Origin of the sequence: Mangrovibacterium diazotrophicum (genome assembly GCF_003610535.1) — a bacterium.
Lineage (GTDB): Bacteria > Bacteroidota > Bacteroidia > Bacteroidales > Prolixibacteraceae > Mangrovibacterium > Mangrovibacterium diazotrophicum.
This window is the reverse complement of record NZ_RAPN01000001.1, coordinates 1,796,580-1,813,401: the sequence shown is the minus strand read 5'-3', so window position 1 is coordinate 1,813,401 and position 16,822 is coordinate 1,796,580. Positions and strand designations below refer to the sequence as shown.

Genomic DNA, 16,822 nt, shown 5'->3' with positions numbered 1-16,822 from the left:
TATGGTTTTTAATTGAATTGTTCGAAATAAAAAAATGCTTGGTTTTGTGCTGATTACAGTCGGGATTGAATTGAATGTGGAAACATCGCATTTAGTTGTAATTTTTGATCCGAGGAAGTGAGCTTGAAGCCGATCCAAAAAGCTGCCAAAAGTCCGGGGTAGTTGCTCATTTATTCGTTAACTTCGGCTGCAACTTGAACGCATTTGTTAAATCCTGAAAAATAAAACCATGAGTAAAAGAACGTCATTTCCACCGGTATTTTGGGTGGCTAACGGCATTGAAGTACTGGAACGATTCGCCTATTACGGTATTTACCTCAGCTTTGGTATTTACCTGGGCGAGCTGGGTTTCTCGAAAGGAGACCTGGGAATTATCCAGTCCATCTTCCTGGCATTGTCGTATCTCATGCCCTTGTTCTCGGGCACCTTTGCCGATCGCTACGGCTTTAAAAAAATGTTGCTGATCGCTTATGTCGCGTATTTGCCGTCCATTTTGTTATTGATTCTGACCAAAACGTTTAGTGGCATTGCCCTGTCGATGCTGACGATCGGTTTTGCTGCCGGGATTTTTAAACCGTTAATTGCATCGACGGTTCGGGCAACAACCGACTCGACCAACAAAACCCTTGGCTTTGGTATTTTTTACGCCATGGTCAACATTGGAGCTTCCTTTGGGCCGATCGTCATGGGGAAACTGCGTGGCTGGTCGTGGGACGCGGTATTTTACACCGCTGCAGGTGCCATCGCGGTGATGTTTTTGGTGACTTTGTTCTTCTACAAAGAACCTGCTCGCGATCTGGAAGGAGTTACTTTGAGACAGAAGTTTCGGGATATGGGCGAGGCGCTTTCCGATGGAAAGTTCCTGGTCTTTTTGGCTTTGTTAGGTGTGTTTTTCTGGTTGCCTTTCTGGGCTTTCTTCAATACACTGGCGGTCTATATCAACGATTACATGGACACAAACCTGTTATACGAATCGATTCGTTCGGTATTGGGAGGGCCTGTAGCCCGTTTTATTTCGACGAATGACAATGGTGTTTGGAAAATCAACGCCGAGGCAATTTCGCAAACGGGCTATGTCATTATATTGTTCCAGATTCTGGTTTCACGAATTTTTGAAAAGCGAGCTGCTATTCCATCGTTCTTGCTTGGTTTCTTCATTATTGCGTCGGCTTTTGTCGTGTTGGCTTTGTCGGTAACAGTATCAAATAACTTTGTTTTCCTGGGAGTCTTCCTGTTCTCAATTGGCGAAATGATTTCGTCACCGCGTATTCAGGAGTATATCACCTGGATTGCGCCGAAAGAAAAAGCGGGCTTGTACATGGGAACAAATTTCCTGGCTACGGCAGTTGGAGCATTTTTCAGTGGTTCGTACACTGGCTTAATGGGCCACTTTGAAGAAGCCGGAAAGCCGGAATACATTATGTACACACTGGCCATTCACATGGCATTGGGCATTGTTGCGCTCTATGTTTTCTCGAAAACAATGGGAGAGTTTAAAGAACGTGCCGAATAATTCCGGAGTAGAGTTATCAATGACTCATTTTTTACGAGTAACTGATAACTCTATTCTATTTGATTTTTTCGGTTGAGGTGGATGTGAACCAAGTAAATGGTGTTATTCGTAATTTGGTAAAATACGGTAGTCTGCTTGCTCAAAACAGCCTTCCTCAAATTTGGGTTACTCAGCGATACCGGGAAAAGCGTTGGAAATCGAATAATCAGATTCAGTTGGCGCCCTAATTTCTGCTTGAATCCTCGGACTTCCTTATCTGACCATTTTTGTTGAATGTCGTTGATGACTTCTTCTAAATTTCGAATCGATTCCGCAGACCAGCGTAGTTTATAGGCCATATTTTTTCATAACATCTTCGTGGGCAACTGTTTGTTCGTTTTGAATGTCATTTAGACCTCGTGCAATTCCTGCCTTTTCTGAATCGCTAAGATCGTTCCACCAGTCTTTATTGCTGTTTTTTGAATCCTTAACGATTTTCAGATATTCAATGGTTTCAGGATCTTCCAATTTTGAAAGCCATTCAATTAATTCCAGTTTCAATGCGTCGTATCCCATGCTGTTTTTTATTCAAAGTTAGCCTTTTAAATGAAATAAGCTTTCCCGAAAAATCGGATTCGGTGATTGCTGTTGGTAAGGTAAAGTGAATAGAAAAGGATGTCAATTATTCGTTTGTTTGACATCCCGTTTCTTTCGAAGATCTTTCGAGTCTCTTTTCAGACTAGCTCCAGTCTAATTCGTTTTCGTCATCTCGAAGAGGTGAGTAGCCTGTTCTCCCAGGAAACCTGAGAATAGAATCTGCTCTCCGTTTTGGTCAATGTAGCCTCGTTCCGCCAACTCGTAGTAGGCATAGGTCCAGGGGATTTCGCCAACAGCTCCGTCAGGTTTCTTCACTTTCACCATTTCAGTGACTGCTTGAGTCGACGATTGCTGCAGCTTGCTTCCTTTTTCACCTTCGATCGATGTTTTCATCGGTACGCCGGAATCAGCAAGTGCTTCGCAGGTTGTCTGCAGATCGGGCCAGTCGGCTACATTCTGGTAATTGATGAAGGCCGTGAAATGGTTGACTGAATTACCGTGCAGCAACGTCCATGCAGCGTACTGAGATATTTCGTTGAGTTGTTCCACCACCATTTGATCCGGAATACCCCATGGCCGCGAAAAATAGGCGGTTAATTCGCGAACTAGGTTATTCACGGCCGCTTCTTCCAGCTCGCCTTTTTCATTGATCTCAAGAAGATCCAGCACTGCAGTTTCCGACAAGTGGTAAGGCGTGTCTTTTACATGTTTGTTAATCATGTCCTGCGCCCATTTTGGCAATTCGCCTACCTCCAGCTGGCTAACAAATATTTTTGGAAATTGAGGCTCGGGATGCTGGAAATGCACCGCGTGTAATTTTTTCTCGGTGAAGGTGTAATTGCCCGACGGTTTATAGTCGAATGCATCCAGAATATGCCAGATGCCGCCAATGCCGTGTGGCTGTTTCCCGGTTATGGTGTTGAACGTTCGAAAAGCAATGTGGTCGTTGACAACTCTTCCGCCTTTGCTTTGAACTAAATGAGCGTAAGTTTTTGCGTATGAAACCCGCTGGATGTATTTCTGCCAAAGAGAATCCAGCAACCTGGTCAAAATCTCATTTCGGTTTATCTTCATGACTTCAGAATTTTTGATGGTTTTCGATCCTGTTTACGACGGAAAAGGGAAAGAGTTGACTTCAGTTTATTCCGGGTTTTTAAAGCTTTCCTTGAATTGGATGCCGTGTTCTTCAAGTTCGGTCAAAACCGGTTCGTATATTTCCGGTAGGGTTGGGATGAAGAGTCCCGACCGCTCTATTTTGCCGGTTAAAATGAGTTTGGCGGCGATACCCAATGGTAAGCCAACTGTTTTCGCCATAGCCGTGTTGATTGGATCTTCACCAGTTACAACCAGCGAAAGGTGTTTCTCGATAACCCGTTTTGTTGAGTTGTCGCGATAAGTGAATTTGTGCCACATCACGGTCATGTCTTTGTCGGTAGGTAGTAGTAGCCATTTTTCTTTCAATAAATGTTCGAGTACCTGAGCGGGAGTTCCCCGTTCGAGCCCAATGGGTTCGTTGTCGAAAATGCCCAGCCATTTCAGCTTGGGAATGATCTCCGAATCCTGCGCGATGTTTTGATCGTGAAAGAGTTTGGTCTCCACCGAATCGCTGGGGTGGTAGTACAAAAACGAGTTGGTGAAATCCCTGCGGGTCATTTCCTGCAAACCTTCCATTTCAAAGCTGTCGTCGGTCATGCCCAATTGCACAAATACGTTCCAGGCCCGGCAAAATCCAGGGCGCCGCAGCGTGCCACGATAAATGGTTGGAATTCCGTGCAGATGATACCGGTCAATGTATTGAAGAGAATCGCGATTGGCATAACCTTCGAAGGTGCCGTATCCTTCAATTTCAATGATCTCGGTACGACGAAAAACGCGGTTGTACGGAATGTATTTGTATTTTCCTTCCTGACGGAATTTCACAATTCCTTCCTGCCCGGCGAGCACCACGTTACGCGGATTCCAGCTAAGCTTGTAGTGCCACGGATTATCGTCCGACTCGGGAGCTACCAGGCCACCAGTGAACGACTCGAAACCCAGAAGCTCCAGCCCGGCGGCTTTAATGGCATCAATTTCTTTCATGGCCGACATGTGGTCGATACCGGGATCGAGACCCATTTCATTCAAAAAAAACAATCCTTTCTCCTTGATTTCAGGTTCCAGGGCTTTCATTTCGCTTTTTACATAGGAAGGTGTCAGCAGATTCTTCCCGTGTTTTAGGCAGAGCTTGGCTACCAGGATATGAAATTTTGCAGGCAGCATTGAAATTACGAGGTCAGCCTGGGCGATAGCCTGGCTACTTGCTTCTTCCTGAAGAATATCAAAGCGGATGAGTTTGGCAGTATGGCCGATTCGTTGACCAGTCGTTTCGGGATCGAGGTCGCCAACAACAATTTCCCAGTCAAACCCGGCGGCATGCTGATGCAGGTATTTGATCAGGCTGGAGGAGGAGCGTCCTGCCCCGATGATGAGAATTCTTTTCATTCTGTCTCTTTTTTGCGCGAATTAAACATTGAACTCGATTCCTTGCGCCAAGGGTAATTCGGTGCTGTAGTTGATGGTGTTGGTTTGTCGTCGCATGTAGGTTTTCCAGGCATCGGAACCGGATTCGCGGCCGCCACCGGTGTCTTTTTCGCCGCCAAAAGCACCGCCAATCTCAGCGCCCGAAGTGCCAATATTGATGTTGGCAATGCCACAGTCGGAGCCCTCACAGGACAGAAATTTTTCGGTTTCCAGCAGATTGGTGGAAAACAATGCTGATGATAAACCCTGCGGAACATCATTGTGGATAGCGATCGCTTCGTCGAGTTCTGTATATCTGATCAGGTACAGCAAAGGGGCGAAGGTTTCATCCTGCACAATGCTGTAATGATTTTCGACCTCGGCGATGGCCGGAACAACATAGCAGCCTGATTCAAAACCTTCACCTTCGACAATGGTTCCGCCACAAAGGATCTCACCGCCTTCCGCGGTCACTTTTACAACCGCTGCGAGGTAGGTTTGCACCGCAGCCCGATCAATCAGCGGGCCAACCAACGTTTTCGGATCGAGTGGGTTGCCGATTCGTACGCTTTGGTAAACGGCTATGAGCTTGTCTTTTAACTGCTGATAAACCGACTCGTGGACGATGATGCGGCGGGTTGATGTACAACGTTGTCCGCAGGTGCCAACAGCGCCGAAAACAATTGCCCGCATCGCCATTTCCAGGTCGGCATTTGGGGTGACGATGATCGCATTATTTCCTCCAAGTTCAAGTATCGCTTTTCCAAGCCGGGCACCGATCAATCCACCGGCTTTTTTGCCCACTTTGGTCGAGCCGGTGAAGGAGACCAGCGGAATGTTGGGGTCGCTGAACAGTTCGTCACCTAAATATTTTGAACTGGTTGCTACCAGGTTGACCACGCCTTCGGGAACATTGTTTTCTTTCAAAACCTTGGCAATTATCCGGTGCACGGCAATGGCACAAAGCAGCACCTTGGACGAAGGTTTCCACAAAACCACATCGCCGCAAATGAGCGCCAGCATGGCGTTCCATGCCCAAACTGCCACCGGAAAGTTGAAAGCGGAAACAACACCAACAATACCCAGCGGATGATACTGGTCGTACATGCGGTGCGCCTTGCGCTCGCTGTGCATGGTGAACCCGTACAACTGGCGCGATTGGCCAACAGCGAAGTCGCAGATGTCAATCATTTCCTGAACTTCACCCAAGCCTTCCTGGTAAATTTTCCCCATTTCGTAGGAGACCAGTTTGCCTAGTGGCTCTTTGTACTTGCGTAGTTCCAGACCAATCTGGCGAACAATTTCGCCGCGGGCCGGAGCCGGAATCTTCCGCCATTTTGGGAAGGCTGCTTTTGCCGTGTCCACAACAGCCTTGTAATCGTCGAGTGTGGCTTGTTTGATTTGAGCGATTTTTGTCCCGTCGGCTGGTGAGTAGGAGGAGATGGAATCTCCGCTTCCGGCCATCCAAATAGTTCCGGTGCAAATGCCATCGTTAACAGCCTGTATTCCGAGTTGATGCAGTGCATCCGAGATGCCAAATTGATCTTCAGCTTTCATAATGTTCTATGTTTTTGAAAAAGGATTTTTTACTGAATGTGTCTGTCTTAATATTCAAGTTATCGATTTTTGCCCGGATTTGAAGACGGATAGCAGCCTTTTTTCTCTTTTGTTACATAAAACAGGTGCACAAGCTCCTTCCCGTTTCATGGGAGCAAGCTGTGCACCTTTGCTACTTTGTAGAAATTTAATCGACGGTGGAATTATTCATCCACTTCTTTTATTAATTCTGCATAGCCATCCAAATCGCTGTAAGTACTGGCCAGCGATTTCAGATTGTCGATGTTTGTTTTTTCTTTCACAATTTTCCAGTCGGCGATAGCTCCGTCACGATCGCCTGCCGCAAAACGAGCATAGCCCCGCAAAACCAACAGGTTGGCATCGTAGGGCATGTAGCGGATTCCTCGATCGAATTTGGCAATTGCCCGTTGAGGATGATGTTTGGTGTAAAGCAGTTTAGAGCCTTGTCTGAAATAGTTGGTAGCCACAACTTTGAAGTTGGTCTGCGTAGTTTCCAGACCTTCATTCAGTACTTTGCAGGCAATTGCGACTTCCCGTTCCATAGCAACGTCAACGTCGTTGTTTTGGCCAGGTAGCCAATAGCCGCTGGTTGAGCTCAAAACACGAATCAGTTCATCATCCATCGCACGGGAAACACTATTAACTACTTCATAGTTACTCAGGCGTCCGTCGGTTTCAACGGTGAAGCGAATCACTTCGGTTCCTTCGCGTTTGTAGGTGAGATCTTCTGCCGGATACTGCATGTTTTCAATAATGTAGTTTTGAATTGACATCTCATTGCTTTGAAGTTGTACTTTTTCTCCGGTAAACTTCGGTGGTTTCACGGTCACTTCTTCAGAAACAAGTGGTTCCTGGGCCCACAAGCCCAATGTCATCAAGAGTGTAAAACTCAATAAAATAATTCTTTTCATGGCTGTGAGAATTTAAGTTACTATAAAACGGGGTGGTAAGACAACAGGAAAAACTAACGACACAAAGATACCCGCACAGGGTGTCCGGAGCTTAGCAGCCATGTTCTGATTAACTTAAAATTGCGCCATCGGATAGCAACTATGTTTCGAAACTAGCAATTATGTCCAAAAATTGGTTCAAATTAGTGAGGATCGTGGAAAATTCAAGGGTGGACGGCTAATTTGAGATCAAGTTCGGGAAGGTTTAATTTTCGACGAAGTTCATTTAAACGCCTGTCTGTGGCGAGCGATTCGGTGAACCCGGAACCGTTTACAAAATAAGGAACAGGGTATATCTTTCGATCGACGGCCTCGTTCAATAGCTCAAAGGCACGATCGGTATAGCCAAGGAATGCAGCCATAACTCCTAACATACAGGGGTTTTCGTTGGGGATATTTTTGTAATGCTCCCAGTAAGCTAATGCTTTCTCTCGTTGTCCGACTTTCAGGTAAATGTAGGCTCTGTACATATCCCAATAAATATCGTCAGGTAGGTTCTCGAGATAGGCGATTGCCTGATTGAATTCCTTGCGATCCAGGCTTACTTCGGCCAGAAGTATCCACGAGTAAGGCGTTTGGTTGTTTAGTTCAAGAGCACGTTTCGCTGTTGCAACTGCTTTATCTTCTTGTCCATGATCTCTGTAAAGCAAGCTCAGCCAGGATTGGTAACCTGCAGACATTGGGTCAACCTTGATCGCCTGTTCTCCATAGTAGACGGCTTTGTCAAAATCGTTAAAAAGGACGTAGTACCAGGCAAAGTGAGCATTGGCAACAGCATTGTTCGGGTTGTTTTTCAGGGCTTCCTCGAAGGTTTGTTTTGCTTTGGGCCAGTCCCAAAGATCGTAAAGGTAAAGTAGCGCCATAGCGGTATAGGCTTCGTCTTGTGACGGGGCGAGTTTGATTGCTTTTTGTGCTGCACTCATCGCCCGCTGAAACGATTCAGCAGGATCAAGTACGCCGTGCCCTTTGGTCGCGTAGCATAGTGCTAACCCTGCGTAAGCCAGCGGATCACCCGGATCGTTTTTGATTGCATCTTCCAGATAACTGATCCCTTTTTCGAATTCTTCTTCGCTGCCCTGTTGCACGTAATACATGCCACGCAAGTAAGCTTTATAGGTTTCCGGATTCACGGTTCTGACCTGATCCAGCTTGTCCGATTCCGTGTTTGTCAGTTTCACCCGGATTGTTTGTGCAATTTCTTTTACGGCGGAACTTTGAACCGACAAAGCATTTTTCATAACATCGTTGTACTCTTTGGCGAGAAGGTGCCGTTCGTTCGGGTAAACATCGATAAGCTGAATCAATACCCGGAGCGAGTCACCGGCACCGATCAACGAACCTTCCATGATGATGTCGACGTCGAGTTGTCTGGCAATATCTTTGAGCAGGAGATTACTTTTGCGAAAACGAAGAGTGGAGGTTCTTGAAATTACCCGTAGCGAACTGATTTGTCCCAGTTGGCCAATAATAGCATCCTGAAGTCCATCGGCAAAATAATCATTATCAGGGTTACCGGTCAGGTTATGGAGCGGCAGAACAGCAATTGATTTTTCCGTTTTTTGGTTTTGCGACCACAAAGAGGTGGTCATGAAAACAGACATCAAAATCAACAGGATCAATATGAACGAACTAATGATGATTGGTTTCCGGATTTTTCGTTTCTGTTGAACCGGCTTCGGTTTGTCAATGGGGAGCTCTGTTTTTTCGAGTTTATCGCTGTCTTCCGGTTTCACTTCGCCCGGAGGAAAGCCGTAGTAGTCGTGAAAACATTTGATGAAATAGGTGGGGCTGCCAAATCCGACCTCATAAGACACTTCTGAAACATTCAGCGCGGTTTGTTTTAAAAGCTCCATGGCTTTTTTCAAACGAATTTCGCTGATAAAACGGCTGACTGACTTGTGTGTGATTGATTTGACTTTTTGGTATAGATTGGTGCGGCTGGTTCCAATTTCCCGGGCAAGTTCGGAAACACCGAATTTCTCGTTCTTCAGGTTGTCTTCAATAATCAGGCTTAGCTTGTCGACGAATTCAGAATCCGAAAATTGCCGTCTATTCATCCCTTTTCCCGGTTTGGTGATAATGGTTTTTTCGGGGTGGCTGTTGTGAATAGTGCGTTGCCGGATTGTACGGATTTCAAGCTATTTTGTTTAACTCCCAAGGTGCCCGGTAATTGCCCGTATCTACAGAAAACCCCTTTGCCCAACATGAATCTTTTGTCGGACAAAGGGGAAAACTGTATCGCTGGGGAGTTTATCGGATTAAATCGACAAGGAGAGAAATCCAGGACCAGTTTTTACGTTGATTTTAATTCTTTTAAGTTATAGATATGTGACAAGGGGAAATGTAAGTTCTTATCGCTTTCTTTCAATCAACTGCATTTGTGCAATGATCGGAAAACTGAACCCCAGGTTTCTCATAGTCAACTTGACTTTCATCGTTCGAATTAAATCAGTTAGCATTATTTTGCAGACAGACGCCTCGAATAAATTCAAATGTCAGATCATTCGGATCGAAGTCGAAGAATAGATTTACATGAGAGCCGTTGTCACTCTTCGCATGAACGTGATAGGTAATCATACCCATCTCCCCGTTTTCATCAAAGGTTAGAGTCGTTTGGTCGTTTACTCTGTAAGTCTCGCCGGTTAACTGACCGGTAATTGTTACCATAAAATGAACCTTCATCCAGACTAGCTTTCCATCGGACGTGTGGAGTGTTGCATGTGATGTTAGTTCTGACTCCAGAGGTACGTACAAAATATCCACAACTTCGCCATCGCAAATTAGCGGTCCGTAATATTCACTCAAAAAGTCAATATTGACAGATCTGGTTTCTGCAGATTTCAAATTGTAATCGTTGCTGTTTTCCGGAGCAAAGTCATCATCCTTGGAGCAACTTGCTAAAATGAGGAGAACAGCGAATAATAATCTGACTATTGTTTTCATTGTTTTGGTTTTTACATAGAATTAGGTCAATATTTTTTACCGGGTTTGTCTTTTACAAATTCCCAAATCATCGGATTTATTTCTTCATGAAACATCCAATGAATGACGTGCCCGCCACCGGGGAAAAAGTAAGTGGTGTTATTTGGATAGACCAGGTTCACCTTTTCCATATCGGTATCCGGATCAGAATAGAATGCCAGAATCGGGTAAGCCCAACCGACCAGTTCCTGAACATTCTCAGCTTCGATGTTATAAGCCATGTCGGCAAGAATATCAGACGGATAGGTGATAAAATATTTTCCGAACTCTTTTAGCTCTTCGGCATCGTCTCCTGCCAGTTCCGGCGGAATCAGAAAGGCAACCAGCATTTCTTTGATTGTCTCATCCCAGGAGAGTTCTGCCCAATAGGTTGCTTCGCGGACTGCCTGACGGGCATCTCTTTCAGTAGGATCGGTTGGCCAAGGAGCAATGTCGCCATCAATGGCAACCAATTTCGTGATCATACCGGGGTAGTTGCGTTCGAACATTGCCCAGATTGCGGGACCCATGCTGAATCCAACCGCAACAAATTGGTGGAGTCCTTCTTTTTTCACAACATCGTAGACCGCTTCGGCTAAAAGCTCAGCTGTATACTGGAAACCCGGATTGTCGGCATCCATCGGATTACCGGGCACCGGAGCATTGCTCATTCCTTGACCAGGAAAATCGACATAAATGCAGCGTGCCTTATCCCGGAAGTAGTCAAATTGTTTGCTGTAAACAGTCAGAGGGTTTGTCCATCCCGGAAGAAATACAAGGTCGATGGGACCTTTCCCGATGATCCGGTAGTGAATATCAAGATCAAGATTTTTCATCGTGACCCAGCGGTCCTGATCCAGACCGGGTGCATCATGATTCACGATGCGGGCGCTTTTCAGATTTGAGTCAGACAGGTCTTCATTAATGATGTCGGATTCGGAACACATCACGGCGAGCCCCATGCCTGCCAGTAAAAACAGGAGTTTTAACAATGCTTTCATAGTTCTTAGTTTTTGGTTTAACATGTCGGCTTGAAATCGATTTAATCCGACCTATAAGTTCCGAAGAAAGCCCGCGCAACACATATGACACATGTTCCATAGGCTTTAAAAATTGACGAATTGATTTAAACTATGTCGCGTTGAAGCAGAAAAGTTGCGATTTCGTCTGCGTTGTTTCCTGTCGACGCTGGGATAAGTGCATAATGATCGAAGTTGTGCTACATGTTTTCCAACCCCAGTTTTTTTATCAGCGCATCAAAGCGGGGATCATCACGAAGTGGTTTAAAGTCGAGGCTGTATTTATTGCTGAAGCGTGTTGGTGATGTAGACAAAAAATGCTGCTTCAGAAATATCAGACTCGAGTCCGGTTTATTTTCAAGCATATATAAGGCAGCAATTTTCCCGTTATCGTTAAATAATCCGGTTCGGTTATTGTCCGAGCCTTTTGTTAAAAGCCAACGAATAAGCCAGTCAATAATACCTGTTATCCCTTTAGCGGCATAAATTTTATCCAGAATTAGTGGATCGGAATCGGGCTCTTCAATTTGGAAAAGTGCTTTCAGCTCATCGATAGCCTGTTTATTTTTCCCGGTTCGTACGTATATTTGAAAGTTTAATACTCGCGTGGTTTGGTAAAAACCGTTCAGTTCCGACACTTTTTTGGAGTCTTTTAACGCTTCTTCAAAATTTCCTTGATTGTAACAAACACGGGCTCTGACGGCATAGGTTGCCGGAGCATTTGGATTGAGTTGAATTGCTTTATCCAATTGTTCGGTTGCTTCCTCGAAACGGCCTCTGATCATCAGATATTCCCCGTAATATTGATGGGCAACTGCAAAATTTGGGTTAAGTTCGATCGCAAGTCGAAATTCATGTTCCGCCGTTTCCAGGTTGTTTAAGTCGAACCAAAGCGCTATACCGCCTAGTACGGCATGTGCTTCAGCAAGGCGATTGTCCTGCTCAAGGGCTTTTAAGGCAAACTCCTTAGCCCGGATATATCCTTCGCGTTGCGGATACCAACCCCAGTATATCATGATAAAGTATGAATCAGCTAAACCTGCGTAAGCCAGACTGTAATTTGGATCCGTTTGAATTGCCCGGTTGAAATAGACGACACTTTTTTGCAGGTCTTCGGGGGTTCTTCGAGACCAAAAATACCGGCCTTTCAAATAGTCTTCGTAGGCACTGGTATTTAGAGTGTATTGTTTCTCGATATCTTTTTGTTCCTGAGGAGTCAGTACGGCCTCGAGTTCATCTGCCACTTGTCGAGAAACCTCTGCAACAAACACCAGAATTCCCGTTAAATCTCTTTCATAGTGAGCAGACCAGATATGATTGTCGTTTTTGGCATCGATTAGTTGGATGTATAGGCGGATCTTTTCACCTTCTCTTAGCAGACTGCCTTCCAGCACATATCTTACATTCAGTTCTTTTGCAATTTCTGTCGTCGTCTTTTGGGAGTCTCTATATTTTTCTGTCGAGCTACTCGATTTGATATGAAACATGCTAACGTGCGTCAGGCGGGTAAGAATATCTTCCATAATGCCATCTGCTAAAATTTGAGTTTCCTGGTCTTTGTTGAGGTTTTTCAGAGGTAGCACAGCGATGGATTTTGTGCCGATATCGTTGGAAGACGAAAAAGGTTTAATAGCAATGATTGAAACTGCGATAAGAATCATTGCCAATGCTGCTACGATTCGATATGTCCATTTGCGTTTGCTTTTCGAGCTGGTAGGCTTCTTTTCGCGCGTATGAACGGCATCGGGATTAATTTGTGTATTCTCGCCTTGTTTGACTTCTCCCGGGGGAAAACCATAGTAATCGTGAAAGCATTTGATAAAATAGCTGGGACTGCCAAAGCCAACTTCATAAGCCACCTCCGAAATCGTCAACTCTGAATTTTTCAACAGGTGCAAGCCCTTTGCCAAACGAATTTCGCGGATGTAACAGGAAACAGACTTACGGGTAAGCAGGTTAACTCTGGCATACAATGCGGAACGGCTCATCCCGATTTCTCTCGCCAGTTCAGAGACTCCGAAATCGCTGTTGGAAAGGTTTTCTTCGATAACTCGCTGCAACCTCTCCAGAAATTCCTGACCGCCATTTTGCCGCTTATACATGTGCCTTCGCGTGATTCGGGTTTCTCGATTGGTAATTAGGCATACGATATTACTCGAGCTTGGGTTAATTCACTTCTTCAAAACAAATCGAAGATGTTTTCAGCGGAATCAGGCTTTCCCGCGGGAATCTTTTTCGTAAAATCCACTTTTATACGCATCAGGTATTCGGCTAAGCTTGGTAACTTGGGGGATTCAAAAAATAAGAGATTATGTCGAAAATAGAATTTCAGATCGGGGAGAGGACGAAAGCGATTCATTGTGGCGAAGAACCCGATCCGGTGAGCAGGGCTTCTGCTCCCAATATTGCGATGTCAACCACCTTTTTAACCGATGCCGATGCCGGTTTTTCGGTGGAGGAGATGGACGAAGATGCGGCCTGGATTTACACCCGCTGGGGTAATCCCACCATCCATCAGTTGGAAGAAAAAGTGGCTGCGCTGGAAGGAGGGGAGTCGGCGATTGCCTTTGGTAGTGGTATGGCCGCCATTTCGGCAACGCTGTTTCATTTTCTGCAGGCCGGCGATCATGCGGTGGTGAGCGATGTGGCTTATGCCGCGATGTCCGAAATGACCAACGAGCTAATTCCGAAGCTGAACATCAGCGTCACCAAAGTGAATACATCTGATTTGGGAGCCGTTGAAAAAGCGATTCAGCCCAACACGAAGCTGGTCTACATTGAAACGCCCTGCAACCCGCTGTTACGATTGACGGATATTGAAGCGGCTGCCAAACTGGCTCATGAGCATGGGGCACTGCTGGCTGTCGATTCAACTTTTGCCACACCACTGGCAACACAGCCACTGGAACTTGGTGCCGATTTGGTCATTCACTCGCTAACCAAATACATGGGCGGCCATGGCGATGCCATTGGTGGTGCCGTTGTGGGGAGTAAACGGTTATTGGCACCGATGCGCAAAAGCACGGCCATTCGTTTGGGTGGAATTATTAGTCCGTTTAATGCCTGGCTGATTATGCGGGGCATGGCAACTTTGCCCATCCGCATGAAAGCCCATGCCGATCATGCGATGGCGGTGGCTCGTTTCCTGGAAAGCCATCCCAAGGTATTGCGCGTGATCTACCCCGGGCTGGAGTCGCACCCGCAGCACGAGTTGGCGAAAAAGCAGATGCGGAATTTCTCGGGCATGCTGACTTTCCAGCTGAAGAACGGTCAAAAGGCAGCGGTCGATTTCTCGAAGCAGTTGCAGGTGATTCACTATGCTGTTTCGTTGGGGCATCACCGCTCGCTGATTTTCTACCTGCACTCGGCCGATTTACTGGAAACCTCCTTCAAATTTGCAACTGAGCAGCAGCAGGAATCCTGGAATGACTATGCCGGAGAAGGAATTTTCCGCCTCTCGGTGGGATTGGAGGATGCCGACGATTTGATCCGTGATCTGAAAAACGTGCTGGATCAATTGCCTGATTAAAAGCAAAGCTGCTTTCTTTGTATTGACGACGAAATAAAACCAAACATGAAATCAATAAAACCAATCATCCTTTTCTTATGCCTGGCCGCATTGGCCGCTTGTATGCATCAACCCGAAGCCAAAAAATACAGCTACATCGACCTGTCGAAATTTGAGGACGGCATTCATCACTGGAACCTGTACAGCCGCATTCACAGTACCGACCGGTTGGATACGGCCGATATCATTGGTATTGCCGACAATCTGCTGGCCTATCAAAATGAAGATGGAGGCTGGCCCAAAAATATCGACTGGCTGACCCTGGTTCCGCGCGACTCGGTGGTAAACGACCTGAGCGAACACTATCGCCAAAGCACTTACGACAACCGGAACATTTTTCCACAGATTGAATACCTGTCGGCGGTTTACGGACAAAGCGGCGACCAGAAATATCGCGATGCAGCCGAAAAAGGCTTTCAATACATTCTGAATACCGAATACCCAACTGGAGGCTGGCGCGGTTGGGATGCCGACGTGGTCACCTTCAATGACGATGTGATGACGGGCATCATGGACCTGCTGTTGGATGTGAAAACCAACGATTCGAACTACAACTGGCTGCAGCCCGACATGCGTACCAAACTGTTGGCGGCGTACGAGCGCGGATTACAGGTGATCTTGAAATGCCAGGTGTCGATTAACGGTGTGAAAACGGCCTGGTGCCAGCAGCACGATTTCGACACCTATGCGCCGGTGCAGGGGAGGGCTTACGAGCACCCTTCGGTGACTGCGCGCGAAAGTTGCGACATCATCCTCTTCCTGATGCGGATTGAGCAGCCCGATTCGGCTGTTATGGCTGCCATCGAATCATCGGTCGCCTGGCTCGAAGCAGCCAAAATCACCGGCCACCGTTACGGCAATTTCCCGATTGAGGAGCGCCCTTACCACGAAACCACCATCGATTTCGACCGCGAGTTTGTACCCGACTCTACCGCACGGCCTGTGTGGGCCCGTTATTACGACCTCGAAAAAGGAGAACCGTTCCTGTCGCTGATTGACGGTACGATTGTGTACGACTTGAAAGACATTTCCTTCGACCGCCGCGTGGGCTACGAGTGGTATGGTTTCTGGCCCGAAGTGGTGCTGAAAGATTATCCGGAGTGGAAGGAAAGACGGTGATCAGTGATTGACCGGGCGAATCGGGCAATTGTAGGATTTGAGTGGACAAACGATTTCTAAAACCTAACGACCGACTGAAAAATAAATGGATTAATTTAACGTAAATGTTATGAGGAAAAAGAATCAAATGAAGAATGTATTCTGCCTTGAAGGCATGTGGGATGTTAATTTGAAATATCAATCTACGATTGAGCCAGTTTTACAGCTTCTTGAGAAAAGAGGAACTGTCAGATACATTCATAAAAACTGCGCTACAAAAGTTGAAATGAAGTTTTACTTGAACAAATGGGGATTGAAACAGTATGATGACTTTCCAATTCTATATCTTGCGTTTCATGGTAGTGAAAATTCGTTGTCCTTAGCGGATGATGACATCACACTCGATGAACTATCCGAAATCCTTGAGGATAAATGTAAAGGAAGAGTTTTAATTTTTGGTTCATGCAGTACGTTGAATATAGATAGGAGAAACATAGCAAGATTTCTCAAAAGAACGGGGGCATTAGCTGTTTGTGGCTACAAAACAGATATTGACTGGGTGAAATCTACCGTAAACGACTTATTGCTAATTGAAGCACTTCAGGAAAATGAATTCTCAGGGCGTGGGATTGAAGCTATTGTCAAAAAACTCAAGAATATTACAAAAAAGTTCAAGGAACTCGAATTTAGAGTTGTTTCTCAACTGGAAATAAACAAGAAGATGTCAATTGATGATACCGTCCATTAAATTAGGTAAAGTGTGTGAGCTAAGAAATTAATATCTACTGAGCATGCGCGCTCCGATGTTGTGTCTATTCACACCATCATGTGATGGAGGACATTGGGGGCGAATGCCTAGGAAATTTGAAGTCATTGGATCAATGTGTGTTTTGTAAGAGTAACGTTTATTATCAGCACAGTGTCACGGAACTTTGCCGATGCGCTAGGCATGTGTCTCATTGTGTCCCGTTTTTCTTATGAGTAAAAGTACTCAACCGTCCCCAAAAACTTGAACTTCAATAACTCGCATACCCATTTCCAATTAATTGCGTATACCTTA

14 protein-coding genes are annotated in these 16,822 nt (G+C 45.7%); 4 read left to right on the top strand and 10 right to left on the bottom strand.

Annotated elements, in window-relative coordinates:
• Positions 1–229: 229 nt before the first annotated feature.
• Positions 230–1,513 carry an MFS transporter gene (locus BC643_RS06880; protein WP_120272388.1) on the top strand — a complete coding sequence of 428 codons (1,284 nt, stop codon included), beginning with the start codon at positions 230–232 and terminating at the stop codon, positions 1,511–1,513.
• Between the two features lie 50 nt (positions 1,514–1,563).
• Here the strand turns inward: BC643_RS06880 and BC643_RS06875 are convergent, their stop codons facing one another.
• The 10 genes from BC643_RS06875 to BC643_RS06830 all read right to left on the bottom strand — a co-directional run bounded on the left by BC643_RS06875 (position 1,564) and on the right by BC643_RS06830 (position 13,198).
• Entirely contained in the window at positions 1,564–1,851 is a 288-nt protein-coding gene (locus tag BC643_RS06875) for a type II toxin-antitoxin system RelE/ParE family toxin (RefSeq protein WP_120272387.1), read from the bottom strand.
• Positions 1,841–2,068 carry a hypothetical protein gene (locus BC643_RS06870; protein ID WP_120272386.1) on the bottom strand — a complete coding sequence of 76 codons (228 nt, stop codon included), beginning with the start codon at positions 2,066–2,068 and terminating at the stop codon, positions 1,841–1,843. The genes BC643_RS06875 and BC643_RS06870 overlap by 11 nt, the downstream gene beginning before the upstream one ends.
• Before the next feature lie 174 nt (positions 2,069–2,242).
• On the bottom strand, positions 2,243–3,163 hold the full coding sequence (locus BC643_RS06865; protein WP_120272385.1) for a DUF1338 domain-containing protein: 921 nt from the start codon (positions 3,161–3,163) through the stop codon (positions 2,243–2,245).
• Positions 3,164–3,229: 66 nt separating this feature from the next.
• The gene (locus tag BC643_RS06860; RefSeq protein WP_120272384.1) at positions 3,230–4,570 is read right to left on the bottom strand and encodes a saccharopine dehydrogenase family protein; all 1,341 of its coding nucleotides are present in this window, start codon (positions 4,568–4,570) and stop codon (positions 3,230–3,232) included.
• Positions 4,571–4,591: 21 nt separating this feature from the next.
• Positions 4,592–6,145, bottom strand: a complete 1,554-nt coding sequence (gene amaB / locus BC643_RS06855; protein ID WP_120272383.1) for an L-piperidine-6-carboxylate dehydrogenase — start codon at positions 6,143–6,145, stop codon at positions 4,592–4,594.
• 203 nt (positions 6,146–6,348) lie between these two features.
• Complete coding sequence (locus tag BC643_RS06850) at positions 6,349–7,077, bottom strand: energy transducer TonB (RefSeq protein WP_120272382.1); 729 nt, start codon at positions 7,075–7,077, stop codon at positions 6,349–6,351.
• A 203-nt stretch (positions 7,078–7,280) separates the two neighbouring features.
• Complete coding sequence (locus BC643_RS06845; RefSeq protein ID WP_120272381.1) at positions 7,281–9,173, bottom strand: helix-turn-helix domain-containing protein; 1,893 nt, start codon at positions 9,171–9,173, stop codon at positions 7,281–7,283.
• Positions 9,174–9,564: 391 nt separating this feature from the next.
• On the bottom strand, positions 9,565–10,059 hold the full coding sequence (locus BC643_RS06840) for a hypothetical protein (RefSeq protein WP_120272380.1): 495 nt from the start codon (positions 10,057–10,059) through the stop codon (positions 9,565–9,567).
• A gap of 26 nt (positions 10,060–10,085) precedes the next feature.
• On the bottom strand, positions 10,086–11,078 hold the full coding sequence (locus BC643_RS06835) for an alpha/beta fold hydrolase (RefSeq protein ID WP_170154486.1): 993 nt from the start codon (positions 11,076–11,078) through the stop codon (positions 10,086–10,088).
• Positions 11,079–11,296: 218 nt separating this feature from the next.
• A complete protein-coding gene (locus BC643_RS06830) occupies positions 11,297–13,198 on the bottom strand; it encodes a helix-turn-helix domain-containing protein (protein WP_120272378.1) in 1,902 nt (633 codons plus the stop codon).
• 209 nt (positions 13,199–13,407) lie between these two features.
• On the opposite strand from BC643_RS06830, the gene BC643_RS06825 reads away from it, so the two are divergent.
• The 3 genes from BC643_RS06825 (at position 13,408) to BC643_RS06815 (ending at position 16,510) form a co-directional block, all read left to right on the top strand.
• The gene (locus tag BC643_RS06825) at positions 13,408–14,625 is read left to right on the top strand and encodes a trans-sulfuration enzyme family protein (RefSeq protein ID WP_120272377.1); all 1,218 of its coding nucleotides are present in this window, start codon (positions 13,408–13,410) and stop codon (positions 14,623–14,625) included.
• Between the two features lie 45 nt (positions 14,626–14,670).
• Positions 14,671–15,783 carry a pectate lyase gene (gene pelA, locus BC643_RS06820; protein WP_120272376.1) on the top strand — a complete coding sequence of 371 codons (1,113 nt, stop codon included), beginning with the start codon at positions 14,671–14,673 and terminating at the stop codon, positions 15,781–15,783.
• 127 nt (positions 15,784–15,910) lie between these two features.
• The gene (locus tag BC643_RS06815; RefSeq protein ID WP_147377157.1) at positions 15,911–16,510 is read left to right on the top strand and encodes a DUF6642 family protein; all 600 of its coding nucleotides are present in this window, start codon (positions 15,911–15,913) and stop codon (positions 16,508–16,510) included.
• Positions 16,511–16,822: the final 312 nt, after the last annotated feature.